Consider the following 16,738-nt stretch of genomic DNA (forward strand, 5'->3'; position numbering starts at 1 on the left):
ATTTTTCCCCATATATGAGCATTTCAACCGACCGATAACGCCGATATCGGTCAAAGGAACGGTTATGCAAAGGCTTCTTATGATAGTAAAAATGCTAAAATAGGTGACAAGCTCCCCGGGGTGCAAGTCGGCCGGAGTGGTTCAGAAGTTTTTTCAGTTTTCGAGGGGACGGAAGTTGTATTTGACCGATACGCTGGCAGAGACGCTTACCGACTGCCCGTATTCCGAGATGAGGCTGCTCTGCGACCGGTCCTGCTGAAAAGCGGCCATCTCCATCATCGGGCGGGGCGGCGACTGGTTATAGGAAAAGTCAATCGATTGAATGCCGTCCAGTTGCAGGTCGCTTTCTTTGGCAATCAGCTCCGCTTTTTCACGGGCGGTCTTCAAAGCCTGCCTGAGGGCTTCGTCTTTTCCCGATTCAGCCTTAGACGATACAAAATTACCGTTGAATTCATCATATCCACTTTCGATTAAAGCGACCTGTATCTCTTCATACCGGTCAAAATCCGAAAGCGTGAGCGTGACGCTCTGGCGCGTGCGGATGCGGGACTCCTGGTCCTGGCGGTGGACATTGGTGCGGGAGATGGCAATCGGTTCAAAATCGATGTTCTCTTCTTCAATCTGATGTTTTTTCAGAAGTTCAAGCAGTACTTCCTCCCGCTCCTTGTGCAGGTCAAAGGCTTCCTGGGGATTCGTTGCCTCGGCATTCAGATTAATATTAAAAGCAATGCGATCGGCCGGGAGTTCAACGGATGCCGAGGAATGAATGGAGATAGCGTTATCTTGAGCCTGAATTGCGCCGGTAACAAGAAAAAGGGCCAGCAGTAAGGAAAGAGTTCTCATAACAAATAGGTTTTATGAATATTTTAATGGAAGCCGTTATAACTATCAAACGCTGGGAACCTTAAAGAATTATGATGGAATTTTACGCACGTTGATAGTTACCCTGATATTGGGGGAGGTTTGTTCCGGCAGGCGAAATGAGTCGCCTTCCAGCTGGAGAGCTTTTTGTTGTACGGTCTGTCCCTCAATTTGGCTTAGATCCACGGGTTCGGTCAGAACCGAATCGATTGATGCGGAAGCGGTATCTACCAACACGGTTACGGTTTCTGGAGAGGGGACGGCAGACTGAAATTGCAGGTGCTCTGCTATGGTGCCGCTCACAGGCACTTTTACCGGGACTTCTGCAGGGACAAAGTATTGTTTCTTAAGCTGGAGGGCAGGGGGAGTAGCTTCGAAAAACTGCAAGCCTGCCGGCAGGTTGATATTGTCGCTGTCGATATCGAGTTCAAGGTCTTCGACCTCCTCGGAGGACAGGTCAAACGATATCACCAGGTCCGAGGGTTCGAAGGTACGAAAGGCCTGCTCGGATCCAGAGAGGGTAAGCCGCGCTTCCAGCGGCACCGTATCCTGGAGAGCATAAGGGGTGGATTCCAGGTTGCTGTATTCAATGGGCACGGCATACGTTCGATATACGGTCTCCGAGGGATAGGCAAAGGAAAGCCACAGGATAAAAGCCAGGCTGCCGGCGGCCAGTGCGGTCTTCAGGCTGCGGCGTTCGCCCCATTGTTTGTAGGATGTTGCGCTTGACTGATAATATTCGGCCCAAAAATCATCGAGATGTTTCTTGAGATCGCTGTGGGATTCCAGCTGTCTGATCTGGCCGTTGCGGGCAATGCTGATGGTCCCCCGTTCTTCCGAAACCACGATCACCAGAGCGTCACATTTTTCCGAAAGTCCCAGCGCAGCCGTGTGCCGCGTGCCGCCGCGCGAGAGTTTGTATAAATTGGTCGAAAGGGGCAGGTGGACCCCAAACTTTAAAATTCGCTGTCCGTCACTGAGCACCGCTCCATCGTGACCGGGAGCGCTGGTATTAAAGATGCTGTGCAGCAGCGGGATCGTGATCTTGCCGTCGAGCTCGATGCCGCCGTGAACATGCCGGTCCCAGTCTTCCCTGCCTTTGAGAACAATGAGGGCCCCTGTTCGCTGATCCGCCATCTTGGCGACCGCTTCGGTAATGATGCTGCTTGAAATATCCGTGGAATCGGGCTGAGAGATGTCAAAAAACCGCCAGTTGCTGATGCGGTCGATGATCCGTCGCATATCAGATTGGAATACCACGATAATACCGATCAGAATGATAACGAAAAGTCCCTCTATAAGCAGTTCCGTGAGATACATCCCGGTTAAGCGGGCGATGACATACACAATCAATATCACTAAAAAACTAAATAAATTGCGGCGCGAGGCACTTTGGCGCAGCCAGTTCAGTACGATGTAGAGAAAAGAGGAGATGATAATAATATCCAGCAGATCGACAATACGGATATTTTGAAGGAAGGTATAAAAGGTATCCTGGATATTTTGCAATACTATAAAAGCAGGCTCGATCAAGGTGGTTTCCCCGTTAATAGTTATGAAATGCTTAACATGTTTTCTGCAAGCAAGCCGAATCCGGTGTCACACGAAACTTTGAAAGGGCTGAAAGCAATCCCTTTATGCGGATATCACCAAAGCTTGTCAATCTTAGTTGTTCTAATATATTATATAAACCCGGCCAGACAAGATACGCTAAAAATTATTTATTTCCGGGATATAGCACTAATGCCCTATTTCATTATATATCGCATTGTGTGTTTGGTTCCCAATGGTTTTTAGGATCCCCCAAGGCCTGAAAATATGGTTTTGCAGTGCCTTTTAAAGATGCTGAGGGAATGAATGCCCCGCTGGCACGCTGGAGATCAGTTAATCATATAACGGACTATTGAATAATAAAAAGATTTATGGAATAAAATACTATCCGTGCTTAACGGATTAATGCTTTTTTATGCGTTTATATATTTGGAATCAGAGAAATGAGGCAGCAGCAAACAGTACTTTCGGGCGGTCGCTTAGCGGGACATTTCCTGTTCACGCCTTTTCAACTCTTCCTCCGAAACATCCTCTATATGGGTCGCCATCCACCACTGGTTGTCCCATTGATCCCTGATACCGGCGGAGCGATCCCCGTAAAATTCATCGGTGGGCTCGCGGAGGGATGCTCCCCCGGCCCCGATGGCCTGTTCGTAGGTTGCGTCCACATCCCTGACATACAGATGAAGCATAAAGGTGGTGGGGGGATAGTCCTTGGTACTGCTGGATACCATGAGGTGCGAATCCCCGATTCGTAGCGCAGAGTGCCGTATTAGTCCGTCATCGGACTTCATCATGGATTCCACCTGCGCGTTGAACGCTTCCTGCAAAAAATCGATAAACGCCTGGGCACCATCGACAATCAGATAAGGGGTGATCGTGTGATAGCCCTCGGGAATGGGACGTACCGCTTTTTCCCGGGCCGGTTCAAACAGCTCTATCGGGTTCCCTGAAGGGTCCAGCAGAAGTACCTGTTTCCCCCCTTCGCCTTCCACGATGTCATTTCGAAAAGAGCCCCCTTTTTCCTGTAAGTCGGCATAAAACGATGCCAGATCATCGACCTCAAGCTGCATGCGGTTCCATCCGCCCGGTTCCGGCGACTGTCCGTCGGGCATATCCTGTCCCGCACCGCCCGCTCCCGGCTGATTCAGCAAAAGCCGGAGTCCCTCTTTTTCAAGGGCTGCGAAACCCGGGGCGGGATGCATCCGGAGCTCAAACCCCAGCAGGTTGGTATAAAAGTCAATTGCCGATTCCACATCATCTACGATATAACGGATAGTTGTTTTCTTCATAACAGTGTTCCCCTGTTTGTTGTTTTTGCTTACCTGTGAATGTTCATTTCCAATATAGCGGGGCCGGGGGGATCCCTATTGTATAAATGGGAGATAAAACGGCTTATGCCGGCACGTGGTTCTTAGCGTCTCCCTGGTTCCGGTAATATTCCGTGGGCGAAATGCCGGAAAGACGCTTGAAATCCCGGTTAAAATGCGGCTGGTCGTAGTAACCGCCGGCAAGCGCAACTTCCGCCCAATCCCGGATGTTGCGCTGGTGCATGAGCGTGAGAGTGTGCTGGAAACGGCGTATTTTGGCATACTGCTTGGGCGTAATGCCCACTATTTGCTTAAAAAGCCCGGAAAAATGGCGCCGGCTGTAGCCGATCTTATCCCGGATTTCGGCAATGCGGGGCGTCCCGTTTTTGTTATTCAGCTGCGCAACGGAATAGATAACGGCCGGATTAGGTTGAAAGGATGTGTCAAGGCGCCGGGATAAAAAGGTCTCGAGCAGCTTGCATTGTGCTTCTGCAGATGCTGTTTCGATGAGCCGCTCTCGCAGTGCGGGTACCTGCGAGCCCACCAGGTCCTGGAGTGAGATAACATCGTTTGTGAATGCATGGGCCGGTGTATTAAACAGGGCCGAAAGAGCACCCGGACGAAAGACCGCACCTATGGTTGAAATGCGGGAGTGGGAGTCCAGGAAGATATTGTGAGTATGAATGCCCGTGATTACAGCAGGGTCATACTCTTTCTCTGTAGGAGAATCAGCCGTATCAAAGTGACGAAATTTTTGGTGTCCCATATTGATGATCAGCTGAGAGGAGCCATTCGGCAATAACCGCTCCCGGGAACTCGCCGGAGTATAATTGTCACTGATCCAGATGAATTTTACATAGGAAGAAATCGGTCCGTTCGGTATGTATTCGTATTCCGCCATGCAGAGGGGATTTTTTTAACATCAGTTAGATGATTTTTAGGTGGTGGTATAATGTATGTTCCCCAATATTGTACCTAAAAGGGAAAACTGCAAGAGAGGGTATGTTCGTTCATTTTTTCTATGAGGTAACGCAAAAGGTCTCTTGTTCCATTTTTTGAACGACCAAAAAACGGAACCCAAAAAAATCGCCACCTGAGAATACTTTGCCTGGGCTGCGCATCGCCAGGCCTGCAAAACGCAAACTCACTCGCTACTGCTCGCTTAAACAAGCATATTTGCGGACGGCTTGCCGGTGCTTGCTCCGTGGCGACTTTGAATTCGCAGGGTGGATCTAACTTCTACACTGTGCTCCTCCACCTCCGCTAAAATCATTTAAATCGAATGCCTCCGACATTCTCAAATAAAAATAAATTCCTTACGTTTCGGTCAGCCCTGCCACCCCGCTGTCACCGCGCCCGCCTATCTTATACAATCCACACTGGAAACTGGATGCCAGAACTCTGATATTGACTTCCGTAGTGAGCTTGAGTCCCAGTGCGGTTAGCAGAACTCCGAAGCTCATCCTGCGGGAGGGGTACAACATACAGGTACTTACCACCAGTTTATTCTTTTGTTAATTTTTCATTGAACCATTTTTCATTTACTACGCTATGGAACTGATCTCAATCCTGTTTATCCTCCTCGGACTCATCCTGGGTTACGCCCTCGCGCATTTCAAATACAAAAGCAGTCAGCCTCTGACCAAGGAAGAAGCGGAGGCCCTGGAGCAGGAGCGGGAGGAGGCGATGCAGGTGATCTCCCGGCTCGAGGAGCGGAATGAGCGTTTGGATGCCGAAGTTTCCGAAGCGAAGAATACTTACCACCAGGAGCAGAGCCGTGCCAACGAAGCCGAGAAGCAGCTGGCCTCGCTCAGTGCGGACTACCGCAATCTGAAGGAGCGGCTCTCCGAGCAGAAAGAGGAGATGGAGAACCTGCAGGAACGGTTCAAGGATGAGTTTGAGAACCTGGCAAATAAGATTTTAGAGGAGAAATCCCGGAAATTTACCGAACAGAACAAGGAGAAGCTGGACCAGCTCTTGAAGCCGCTGGGCGAAAAGATGGAGGCGTTTAAGACAAAGGTGGAGGAGACGCACAAGGAGGATATCAAGGGACGCAGTTCGCTGGAGCAGCACCTGAAGCATCTGAAAGAGATGAATAAGCAGATGGCTCAGGAAGCCAAGGATTTAACGAGAGCACTTAAAGGAGAGTCTAAGACTCAGGGAAGCTGGGGGGAAGTGATTTTGCAGCGCATCCTCGAAAAGTCGGGGCTGAGCAAGGGCCGGGAGTATGAGATACAGGAGCATCATACCACCGACGACGGGCGCCGCCTGCATCCGGATGTGGTGGTGCACCTGCCGGACGAAAAGCGGCTGGTCATCGATTCCAAGGTATCGCTGACGGCCTACGAGCGTTTTACGTCGGCCGATGACAAAGCGGAGCGCCGCCAGGCATTGAAACAGCATGTCAGCTCGCTGCGCAGCCATGTAAAAGGACTCAGCAGCAAAAACTACGAGCAGCTTTACGGGGGCCGCAGTCCTGATTTCGTACTTATGTTCGTGCCTATCGAATCCGCTTTCGGTGTGGCTCTGCAGCAGGACGCCAGTCTGTATTACGATGCCTTTGACCGGAATATCGTGATGGTCAGTCCCTCCACGCTGCTGGCCACCCTTGCGACCATCGACAGCGTGTGGAAACAGGAGTACCAGAGTAAGAACGCGCAGGAGATTGCCGAGCGCGGCGGAGCGCTCTACGATAAATTTGTGCTGTTTGTGGAAAGCATGCAGGATATCGGTCAGCGTATTCGCCAGACGCGGGAGAGTTATGAGGAGGCGATGGGACGCCTTTCGGAGGGTCGCGGTAATATGGTCCGCCAGGTGGAGATGCTGCGTGAGCTCGGGGCTAAAACAGGGAAGCGAATGCCGGGTGAGCTGGCCGATCGCCAGCGGATTGGTACAGAGGAGGATGGGGATGATTACAGGGAGGAGAACGGGGAGGGAGACTCTATCCGGTGACAGGATACGGCCCGGGGTGAAAGCGCAGGAATGGACATGTGGGGAGGATGCGGGAGAGAATGAAAATATAAATGAGGAATTGGATGTCGTTTTTTGGTTGTATCCCCGCCGCCGTCAGCAAATGGAATCATTATTGGTCGGATCGGCATCCTGATGCTGGTTGATCAGCCGCTTGATCTCTTTCCGAAGGGCATCGGGCGCACAGGCGCAGGGGCAGCGAGACCCCATCAGCGATTTGATATTCTTTGCCGACTCATATTTCTTTCTAACATCCTTATGGTTGGCAATGTACTTAAAAAAAGCGGTGCGTTCTTCCTCACTTACCTCATCGTCCACAACGGGGGTAATCAGTTCAAGCGCTTCATATTTTGTGAGGCTTTCTTTATTCATAATGTTTTGTACCCTGAGAATGGCTTAGGTAAATTAGAGTGGCTCAGTTTCACTTTTTTCAACATTTAGGAATTCATTAGTGTTCCAATTCAAATGACCGATTATAAGAAATTATTTGAAAAGTTGATTATTTATCGGGCAGAAAAGAGATAAAACCCCCTCAGCATCGGTAAATCGGTGTTTACGGATGATAACAAGTTTTCACTGATCGCATCTGGACCGTATTCTTTCTGAATACGGAAGCCGGAATTCTGCAGAAGCGCCCTGAATGTTTTCATGGAAACACCGAATTCCGGTTTTTCTCCGACGATCCGAAGACTCGATCGAAAGATAAATCGATGGAATGAGGACAGTTCATTCAGTGCGAAATGGGTGCTGACCAGGACGGGTGAGGCAAAGTGACGGCGAAGGGTTGAAAGCAGTTCTGTGACAACCTTTTTTTCGAGATAATCAAAAAAACCTTCTGCAATGATTATCGTCTTTTTTCCCGGGTTGGGCATATGCTGCTGAAGGAGGTCGGAGAGTGAGTGGTCGGGCAGGGTAAGCGGCAGGATATCCGGCTGCGGTTTTCCCGGGTAGTGCTGCTCCAGAAGCTGCCTTTTCAATTGCGCCATGCGCGGAGTGTCGAGTTCCAGCGAGGGAATCCCCCGGCCGGCATACCGGAGTCCCAGGTGGTCAAAGCCAGCGCCCAGCACGAGTATTTGTCCATATCCCCGGTCCACGAGCTCATCGACCATTTGTTCCATATACCATTTGCGCGCCAGGATATGCATAAGGTCCCCGGGCAAAAAAAGCTCCTCCGCTGCAATGTAAAAGGAGCGTACCGGGCGAAACCGGAGCCAGTGATGGTAATACTTCAACGGAAAAGGCAGCGACTGGACGACCTTTTCGTAAAACCGGACGGTGTGCCCGTCAAAAAGATCTCTGAATTCGGCTTTTCTTGTCAACCCGAAAAATTTGATGGCTATGAAGGCGGCGGACTGACTGAGCTTATTTGAACGCATGAGTGCGCAAATGTAACGGTTTCTCCTATGAAGACCAACACGCCCGGCTATTATCAGCCCTCACCGGGATAAACTGAAAGAGAACCCGGAGTCAGGAGGGAACAAAATTCCCTGGCAGGATTGATGTACGACCCGTAAGGGATCGGGGAAAGATCGATCGTCAATATTGAAATCCGGACCCGTGGAAGTATTGCATCAGCCTTTCTTCAGGTCAAAGTAGAACATCGTGCCCCGTCCCTCTTCACTTTCAACATGAAGGGTCGAATGATGAAGCTCAAGGATTTTTTGAGCGATAGCGAGACCGAGCCCCGAACTGCCCTTGGACCGGCTTTCATGCTTTTTACCGCGGTAGAAGCGGTCGAATATATGGGGTAGTTCGTCTTTTGGTATTCCACAGCCGCTGTCCGTTACTGAAATCCGGATCTTTCCGTTGACTTCGGAGGCTGAAAGATCCACATTCCCTTTTGGAGGGGTATAGTGAATAGCATTATGGAGCAGGTTTGAAAGGGCCCGCTCCACCAGTCGGATATCGGCTTTTACAAAGGGAAGAGAACGCCTGATGTCGGTACGAAGCGAAATATTCTCTTTATTCGCTACCGGTTTGAATTTCAGCATCACATCCTGGCCCAATTCGGCAATGGAAAAGGATTCGATCTGTGTGTCCACTTGTCGCGCTTCCAGCTTTGAAAGCTCAAACAGGTTTTCAACAAGTTTCGAGAGTACCGTTGTATTTTTGAGGATGATATCGATGTATTCTTGCCTTTCGCTGTTATCCAGGGAGGGTCCTTTTATTTGGATGGTTTCAATGTATCCGCGGATGGAAGCGAGGGGACCCCTCAAGTCATGAGAGATATTGGCAATGAGGTTCCTCCGCATCCGATCGTTCCGGCGCAATTTTTCAATGAGTAAAACCAGTGTGTCTGCCATCGCGTTAAAGCTGCGGGACAGCTCTCCCAGCTCATCCTGGGAGTCGACTTCTATACGGACATCATGATTTCCCTGCTCAAAATCAGTCACTGCGGCGGCTATCTTTCGAAGACGCCGCGTTAAAAAACCGAAAATAATGAGACCGATGACCCCAGTAGCAAGTATGGCTGTAACCAGGGCCACCAAGCTGTTGCGTACCACATAACTGCCGCGAACCATACTTAGGGCGGTCTCGTACTGCTCTCCCCCCAGAATGATATAAAGATATCCCGACCGGTCTCCTATCTGGATGGATGAAGCCGAAAAGGGTTTCTGTTGCCCGGGCTGGCGGGGGTCGGGACCCAGGATAAGGTTGGGGGTTTCCTGTCGAAGATAGGAATGAATGGCGGCAAGAGGGACGGAGTCGGCTTTTACTTTTTGGGGAGGATCCGCAAAAAAAGCCAAAATTTTTCCCTCCGGGTCCAGCAGGTAGATCTCTATCCTGGGATTGAAGACCATCATATAATGGATGGAATGGTGAATCTGCTCGAGAGGGAGGGTATCGCCGGGCAACGGCTCAAGTTCAGCGGCCATGTTGGAAGCGAGATCAAGGTTCAGTTTCTGATCGGCTTCATTAACCAGTTGCATGGAGGTGCGGTACGTCAAATAGGCCTGAACACCGCCCAGCAGAATCAGAAGGGCCAGGAAAATCGCGGATATCTTTCCATAAAAACTCTTAAAGAAGGAAGTCATGGGTTAAGTTCATCAAGTTCTGTAAAGCGATAACCGACACCCCAAACCGTCTTTATATAAGTCGGATCAGAGGGATCTTCTTCAATCTTGGAACGGAGCCGGTTTATATGGGTATTGACCGTATGTTCATAACCGTCAAACTGGTATCCCCATACGTTGTCAAGCAACTCCTGTCGGGAGAAAGTACGCCCCGGATGCCTGGCAAAAAGCAGCAGCAATTCAAACTCTTTGGCTGTCACCTCAAGTATCCGGTCCCCCAGACGGACCTGGTGTTTTACCGGTTCGATAAGGAGATTTCCGAATGAAAGCGGATCCCGGCTGGTGCTCGCACTCATGGAAGGTTGTTGTGCGCGTCTCAGCAGTGCTTTGACACGCGCCAGCAGTTCGCGGATGCTGAACGGCTTGGTGATATAGTCGTCCGCCCCCAATTCCAGGCCCAGAACTTTATCGAACTCCTCGGATTTTGCAGTAAGCATCAGAAGGGGTGTCGAAGTATCGTCGGCGCGAAATTTCTTGCAAATATCGATTCCGCTCATACCGGGCAGCATCAGGTCGAGAATAATAAGATCATAGTCTCCCGAGGTAATCATCCGGTATCCTTTATGGCCGTTTTGGACAAACTCCACACTGTAGCCTTCATCCTTGAGGTTAATCTGAACCAGCCGCGCTATTTCGGTATCGTCTTCGATTATTAGTATGTTGGCCGTTGTGTCCATACACTGAATTAGTATATCAAAAAAATAGGTGCTGCGGAAGTGGCGGTAGTTATTTGATCCGGAGGCATGCATTTCATTTGATACAGTCTCCGGATCAGATTAGGTAGTATTATGAAGAGCCGATCTCTACATCTGCATATACGAATAATGAAAGCGTAAAAGGCGGTTGTTATCTGTCTGTTTTAAATATGAATGTAGATGGTGGTTATGGCATAACGCTGACAATGGGACAATTCACGATGGCTGCGCCTTCCGCCAGGATATCAGTGTTTTGGGCCGAGGTAAGGTCGGATACCATATCGAAATCGGCGTTGTCATAAATGTTTACAAACCAGAGAGGTGAGTAGTCGTCATCCGTTGGGATGGTTGCGGCTACATTGTGGGTCTGGTCGCTATCCTGTTCCGTCATAAATCCCGAGGGAGGTCCCCCTCCTTCTTCATCCGGATTGATATTGAAAGTAACATAAATAGGGGAAGTGGGGACACTTCCGTCTCCTCCGGGAGAAAGCGCTTTTTCTTCAAAAGAGAAATAATAGACGACCTGTTCTTTGTACCAGCCGCGTATCAGGCCGGGCTCCTCTTCCCCGGTAAAGCGCTTGTTGGCCGTCGAACCCTCAGGCACAACAGGACAATTGACCAGCATGTCGGTTTCCTCAATTTCAAATCCCCGCTGTTGAATATCAGCCATGCTGGTTACGGTGTTGGCCGTATAGCCGGATGGAACAGTGACTTTGTGGACATGCCAGAAGTCATTATATCCCTCTTCGCCCGGAAGGACATTGATGATGTTGAGCTGACCGTCCACAGGCTGATCTTCTCCTTCGCGGAAGAGGACAAAGATGGGAGCCGGCTGGGTGGAGAGGACATCAAAGTTGTAATACTCGACGATCTCGCCGGCGGGACCGTATCCCTGTGTGATAAAAGGTCCCTGGTCGAAGTTAATCGGTTCATCGGGTCCGGGAAGGGTGGGGTTGGAGCTCCGCCGGAAGAGGGTTCCCGCGGAGTCGCTAAACCGGTCTACGGATACCTCGGGCGCTTCATCCGGGTCTGTCACCTCCGGACCCGAGGGGTCATCTTTACAGCCGTCGATTCCAAAAGCTGCCAACAGCAAAAACACGAACAGATAGTTGAGTGATGGTAATTTGTTCTTCATGGTATTGAGGATTGGTTGGATTTTCATTTTGTATATATGATCCATGATTCGCCTGCTTCTTTAAAGCAGAACACCGGTAATATCCCATTTGAGAAGAGGAGAGTTATCACAGAAGTGTAACAAAAGATGTACTTCTGTATAACATAAGGTGAGGTTGACAAAGGTTTCATTTCCCGGACCCATTTTCATGGTAATCGAAATGAGAGAAAGAGGAGGAGACCTCCTGATAAAATATAGGTGAAGTTATTCTATTAAATGAATGATATACAAAACATTATGGAATATAAAAAACGCTAATAATATGTAGACATTATTTCGCATTCATATGTAAATAACTCAGGGTATACCGGAAAACGGGTGGAACAGATTATGATTGGAATGATGCGAAATAAACCCACGGCTCTTCTTCGGGGGCCGCCTGTTCAAACTGCAGCTGCTGGCCGGTAGCGGGATGGCTGAGTGCCAGCTCCAGGGACCGCAGGGCGATCTGGCGTCCGTCGGGCTGCCCGGAACCGTATTTGTAGTCGCCCCAGACGGGATAGCCCTCATGGGCAAGCTGCACCCGGATTTGATGGGGACGCCCGGTTTGCAGGTGAATCGACAGCAGATGTAATCCCTTTTCCCGGGCAAGGGTGGCAAAGGAGAGGGTCGCCTCTTTGGCTTTGCGCTGTCGGGGAGAGGTTACTTTTACCACATTCCTGTTGCGATCTTTCAGCAGGTGGTGGGTAAGGACGCCGTTGGGAGGCGGGTCTCCTTCCGTTACGGCCCAGTACGTTTTCTGGATCGTGCGGTCGCGTATCTGTCGGGCCAGTGCTTGTGCACTCTGGCGGGTTTTTGCCAGCAGCATGAGTCCGCTTACGGGACGGTCGAGCCGGTGGACAAGTCCCACGTAGACCGTACTGCTGCCGCTGCGTTGTTGTGCCAGGTATTCCCTGCAGAGCGTGAGTACATCCGGGTCGCCGGTATGGTCTGCCTGCGAGAGCACGTTTGCCGGTTTGTCGATAACCAGCAGATGCTCGTCCTCAAAAATAACAGGGATGTCGGGATCGGTTCGGGTATGTTTCATCAGGCGTTGCTGTAGCGTTGTATTCGTTCTTTCGATTCCGGTTTGGTCATCAGGCTTACGCCGGCCAGCAGGGGGATATTTACGATTAATCCGTAGATCCCTTCATGCATGGGGAAGGGACGAAGATCGGGATAGAGCAGGAAAAAAATCGTGACGGACACCCCGCCCAGGAGTCCCGCCAGTGCCCCGGACCCGGTGGCGCGCTGCCAGTAAAACATGCAGAAGACCAGCGGAAATATCTGGGCCACCCCGCCATACGATCCCAGCAGGAGATTCACGATCGGCACCTCCGATATGACCGCAAAGTAATAGGCGAGGAGACTGATGACCACGACTAATATACGGATATAACGGCGCTGCAGGTGATCGGTTTTCAGGTGGTCGGGAAGAAACAGTGAAAGTCCGTCGCGCACGCCGATAGAAGCGGCCGAATGAAGGATCGCGTCGCCCGACGACATCGAAGCGGCCAGCGTGCCGGCAAAGACCAGGCCCACTAAAACCACCGGCAGGTCAAGCTGTGTGAGTACGTAGGGCAATATGGTATCGGCGGGGGTAACATTCGGGTAGACCAGGATGGCGGCAAACCCGATCATCAGGATGGGGACCAGGAACAGCTGGAAGGTGGGGTAGAGGACGGCCGTGAGTTTCATTGTCCGGTCGCTGTCGGCGGCGAAGGCCCGCATAAAGAGATGGGGCCACACGGAGAATCCCACGGCCGAAACCAGGACGGCCGAGCTAAAGCCCCACCAGCTCCACGGCTTCCCCTCGGCATTGAGTCCCGGTGCCTGGAGCATGAACTCCGAGACGGCGGGACTCCGGGCAATCTGGGTGAACATCGCACCTACGCCCCCGAACAGCTTATACGGGAGGTACAGCCCCAAAAACCAGGCAAGTGCCATCATGAACATACCCTGAAAGGTGTTGGTCCACCCCACGCCCATAACCCCGCTGAAATAGACGTACAGCAAGACCACCAGGTAGGCAATACCGGCGCCCATCCACTGGGGGATGGCGCCTTCGCTGACGGTGGTGATTACATAGCCGGCGCCCTTCATCTGGAGCGTGAGGTAGGGGATAAAAACGACGATGCTCAGTATGGCCAGCAGCACGGAAAGGGTCCTGCTGTTAAAGCGATCCTGCAGGATTTCGGCCTGGGTGACGAAACCGTACCGCTCGCCCAGCCGGCGCACCTTGGGACCGAAGAAATAGATCGGGATCATGCCGGTGATGCCGTAGCCGATAATATAATAAGCAGCAGCCCCCCGCGAATACGCCCATCCGGGCCCCCCGAGAAAAGCAAAAGACGAAAAGACCGATGCCCCCATCACAAAATAGAGGATCAGCAGGTTCATGCTGCGGTCGCCGGCCACAAAGCCCGTTACGCTGTCGGAAACCTTTAGGCCGGGTATAATACCCATCGCCAGCGTGACAGCCAGGTAGATCCCGCAGATAATCAGAATGACAATCCAGTCTTCCATCAATGATCCCCTGCTTTGTCGGAGGTCCGGGATGGGTTGTGGGCGGGATCACTCCAGTAATACCAGAGAAGCAGAAAAAAAGAGGCAAAAAGCATCGCAATGATCCAGGCAAAAGAAAGGGGGAACCCCAGGATCATCGGATAAACGCCTCTAAACAGCGAATAGACCGGCCAGATGATGCTCAGCTGTATGATAAACAGAAGCACCAAAAAGATTTTCTTTCGTGAACGCATCACCAGCTGTTATGATCTCAGAAATAGTTAAGTGAAATAGTATTTATCCTGTATCGCCTAAAAAAAGATAAACCATGATATGTCGTTGTGCACGATTAGAATATTGTGCCCTTTCAGTTGTAATACGGATAATAAATCTCAGCCAATGGCCTTACTATCTCGCTGTTTTCAAAAGTAATGAATTTGGTTTGTGATGCAAACAGAATCTTTCCGGCAGTGATCGCGTTTCCATTCCAGGTGCAGACTCCTTAAATTTAAGCAAGTATGGAGTAAACAATAACTCCGGTTAATATAAAAGATAGATAGTCGATCGCCAGTCATCATGAGCAACTCCCACAGTCCCGATGTAGCGGTGAAAGAGAAAGTCGATCACCTGCCGCTTTCACCGGGTGTATACATGTTCAAAGACCGCAAAGGCCGCCGGCTGTATATTGGCAAGGCGAAACGGCTGCGCAACCGCGTGCGATCGTATTTCCAGGATTCCGGGGGACATGACGGGCGCATTCGGGTGATGGTTAAGAAGATCGATGATCTTGAAGTGATTGTCACGGACTCGGAGTCCGAGGCGCTCATCCTGGAAAACAACCTGATTAAAAAACATCAGCCGCGCTACAATGTGATGTACCGGGATGACAAAACCTATCCCTATATCTGTGTGACCAACGACGAACGTCCCCGCGTCTATCCCACCCGTACCGTCATTAACGACGGCAGCAAGTACTACGGTCCCTACGACAGCGTGGGACATATGAAGCGGATGCTCGAGACCATCCGCAAGGCATTCGGACTCTGTACCTGTGCGGTCTCCCGGAAGACGATTGACCGTACCCGGGGAGCCCCGAAGTGGCACTCCTGTTTTGACGACTACCTGGAAAGCTGTTCCGGTGACTGGGAGCTGGAAGAGTACCGGGAAACCGTTAATAAAGTGGAGCGCATGCTCAACGGCCGCACGGATGCGCTGGTTCGGGACCTGAAAGAGGAGATGTCGATTGCTTCCGACGCCCTGGCCTTTGAACAGGCGGCCCGCATACGCGACAGTCTCGAGGCGGTCCGGAAGTACAGCCGCAGGATGAAGGTTGTGGCAAAGAGGCAGGTGGATCGCGATCTGTTTGCCTTAAAAGTGGACAAGGAGATCTCGGAAGCGTGCGGGGTGCTGTTTAAAGTGCGGGAAGGCAAGCTCATCAGTAAGTTTCACCGCTTCCTGAAAAATATCGATCATCTGAAAAAGGGAGAGATGCTGCAGTCGTTTGTAGAAGATTATTATACGGGGCAGTATGCCGGAGCCATCCCCGACGAAGTCTATGTAAGTGACGAGCTGGCGAACGACGAGCCGCTGCGGCAGTACCTCCGCGAGCAACGCGGCAAGAAGGTGAGGGTCCATCGTCCCCAGCGCGGCGACAAGGCCAAGATGATTCGCATGGCGCTGTCCAATGCCAAGCTGCTGCTGGGCGAGCGAAAGCTCGAAAAAGAGAAGGCCGCCCGGAAAAGGATCCCGCATTCCGTAAAAGAGCTGAAAGAACAGCTCGATCTGGATCGCCTGCCGCGGCGTATCGAGTGTTTTGACAACTCCAACCTGCAGGGGAGCGACCCGGTAGCCTCAATGGTCTGTTTTGTGGATGCTCGCACACGAAAGAGCGGATACAAGCGATTTAATATCAAGACGGTGGAAGGCCCAGACGACTTTGCCTCCATGAAAGAGGTACTGAGCCGCCGTTACAAGCGGGTAATGAAGGAAAAGCAGCAGATTCCGGATCTGATTGTAGTAGACGGTGGAAAGGGACAATTGAGCAGTGCAGTTGAAGCTTTGCGGGAAATTGGTTTTTATGGGGAGTGTGAGATTATCGGTCTGGCGAAGCGACTGGAGGAAGTTTTTGTACCGGGCAAATCGCAACCGATCATGATCCCCAAAAAATCATCGGCTTTGAAGCTTTTGCAGCGGGTGCGGGATGAAGCCCACCGGTTTGCGATCTCGTTTCACCGGAATAAGCGCTCCAAACGCACCATAAAAACGGAGCTTACAGAAATTAAAGGAATTGGAGAAAAAACAGCACAAAAATTGTTAAGTAACTTTGGATCCGTTGAGTCAGTGAAAAAAGCTACGTTGGAGGACCTGCAGGCCGATATAGGAAATACCATGGGCCGCAGGGTGTTCGATTATTTCGATCAGCAGAAGAAGCGGGCATCACATTAACATGTGATATACAGTAACACTTCCAACAGTTACCATACAAACGGATCATTGACTGAAACGGAACAAAAAGTGTTATATTACGTATTGTGTAGTAGACAAATGAATCATAACGGCTATAAATTTTGTTCTGATAATGGATATAGTCAATGACATGCACGTATTAGGTAGTTGCAT

General features: G+C 50.8%; 15 protein-coding genes. 2 read left to right on the forward strand and 13 right to left on the reverse strand.

The window, feature by feature from the left end; translation table 11 throughout:
• Positions 1-153: 153 nt before the first annotated feature.
• The 5 genes from BUB16_RS09275 to BUB16_RS21470 form a co-directional block, all read right to left on the reverse strand.
• Positions 154-843 (reverse strand): SIMPL domain-containing protein, encoded by a 690-nt coding sequence (locus tag BUB16_RS09275; protein ID WP_084088153.1) that lies wholly within the window; start codon positions 841-843, stop codon positions 154-156.
• A 69-nt stretch (positions 844-912) separates the two neighbouring features.
• A complete protein-coding gene (locus tag BUB16_RS09280) occupies positions 913-2,394 on the reverse strand; it encodes a diadenylate cyclase (RefSeq protein ID WP_073062748.1) in 1,482 nt (493 codons plus the stop codon).
• A 497-nt stretch (positions 2,395-2,891) separates the two neighbouring features.
• Positions 2,892-3,704 carry a VOC family protein gene (locus tag BUB16_RS21080; RefSeq protein ID WP_084088154.1) on the reverse strand — a complete coding sequence of 271 codons (813 nt, stop codon included), beginning with the start codon at positions 3,702-3,704 and terminating at the stop codon, positions 2,892-2,894.
• 103 nt (positions 3,705-3,807) lie between these two features.
• Positions 3,808-4,623 carry a helix-turn-helix transcriptional regulator gene (locus tag BUB16_RS09290; RefSeq protein WP_073062751.1) on the reverse strand — a complete coding sequence of 272 codons (816 nt, stop codon included), beginning with the start codon at positions 4,621-4,623 and terminating at the stop codon, positions 3,808-3,810.
• Between the two features lie 415 nt (positions 4,624-5,038).
• Positions 5,039-5,206: a hypothetical protein gene (locus tag BUB16_RS21470; protein WP_170864341.1), complete on the reverse strand. Its 168-nt coding sequence runs from the start codon at positions 5,204-5,206 to the stop codon at positions 5,039-5,041.
• A 67-nt stretch (positions 5,207-5,273) separates the two neighbouring features.
• Here BUB16_RS21470 and BUB16_RS09295 point away from each other — a divergent pair, with 67 nt between their 5' ends.
• Positions 5,274-6,674 (forward strand): DNA recombination protein RmuC, encoded by a 1,401-nt coding sequence (locus tag BUB16_RS09295; protein ID WP_084088155.1) that lies wholly within the window; start codon positions 5,274-5,276, stop codon positions 6,672-6,674.
• Between the two features lie 114 nt (positions 6,675-6,788).
• Here the strand turns inward: BUB16_RS09295 and BUB16_RS09300 are convergent, their stop codons facing one another.
• The 8 genes from BUB16_RS09300 to BUB16_RS09335 form a co-directional block, all read right to left on the reverse strand.
• Positions 6,789-7,064 (reverse strand): anti-sigma factor, encoded by a 276-nt coding sequence (locus tag BUB16_RS09300; protein ID WP_073062755.1) that lies wholly within the window; start codon positions 7,062-7,064, stop codon positions 6,789-6,791.
• Between the two features lie 131 nt (positions 7,065-7,195).
• Positions 7,196-8,068, reverse strand: coding sequence for a class I SAM-dependent methyltransferase (locus BUB16_RS09305; RefSeq protein WP_073062757.1), 873 nt, complete (start codon positions 8,066-8,068; stop codon positions 7,196-7,198).
• A gap of 195 nt (positions 8,069-8,263) precedes the next feature.
• Entirely contained in the window at positions 8,264-9,727 is a 1,464-nt protein-coding gene (locus tag BUB16_RS09310; protein WP_073062759.1) for a sensor histidine kinase, read from the reverse strand.
• On the reverse strand, positions 9,724-10,443 hold the full coding sequence (locus BUB16_RS09315; protein WP_073062933.1) for a response regulator transcription factor: 720 nt from the start codon (positions 10,441-10,443) through the stop codon (positions 9,724-9,726). Before BUB16_RS09315 ends, BUB16_RS09310 begins: the two co-directional genes overlap by 4 nt.
• A gap of 205 nt (positions 10,444-10,648) precedes the next feature.
• Positions 10,649-11,596 (reverse strand): hypothetical protein, encoded by a 948-nt coding sequence (locus BUB16_RS09320; RefSeq protein WP_073062936.1) that lies wholly within the window; start codon positions 11,594-11,596, stop codon positions 10,649-10,651.
• A gap of 367 nt (positions 11,597-11,963) precedes the next feature.
• Positions 11,964-12,662 (reverse strand): RluA family pseudouridine synthase, encoded by a 699-nt coding sequence (locus tag BUB16_RS09325; RefSeq protein WP_073062761.1) that lies wholly within the window; start codon positions 12,660-12,662, stop codon positions 11,964-11,966.
• Entirely contained in the window at positions 12,662-14,140 is a 1,479-nt protein-coding gene (locus BUB16_RS09330) for a sodium:solute symporter family protein (RefSeq protein ID WP_073062763.1), read from the reverse strand. Before BUB16_RS09330 ends, BUB16_RS09325 begins: the two co-directional genes overlap by 1 nt.
• Positions 14,140-14,373 (reverse strand): hypothetical protein, encoded by a 234-nt coding sequence (locus tag BUB16_RS09335; protein WP_073062765.1) that lies wholly within the window; start codon positions 14,371-14,373, stop codon positions 14,140-14,142. The genes BUB16_RS09330 and BUB16_RS09335 overlap by 1 nt, the downstream gene beginning before the upstream one ends.
• 322 nt (positions 14,374-14,695) lie before the next feature.
• Here BUB16_RS09335 and uvrC point away from each other — a divergent pair, with 322 nt between their 5' ends.
• On the forward strand, positions 14,696-16,564 hold the full coding sequence (uvrC, locus tag BUB16_RS09340; RefSeq protein ID WP_073062767.1) for an excinuclease ABC subunit UvrC: 1,869 nt from the start codon (positions 14,696-14,698) through the stop codon (positions 16,562-16,564).
• Positions 16,565-16,738 lie beyond the last annotated feature (174 nt).

It is taken from the genome of Fodinibius roseus (assembly GCF_900129315.1).
In the GTDB taxonomy this organism is placed as follows: Bacteria; Bacteroidota; Rhodothermia; order Balneolales; family Balneolaceae; genus Fodinibius; species Fodinibius roseus.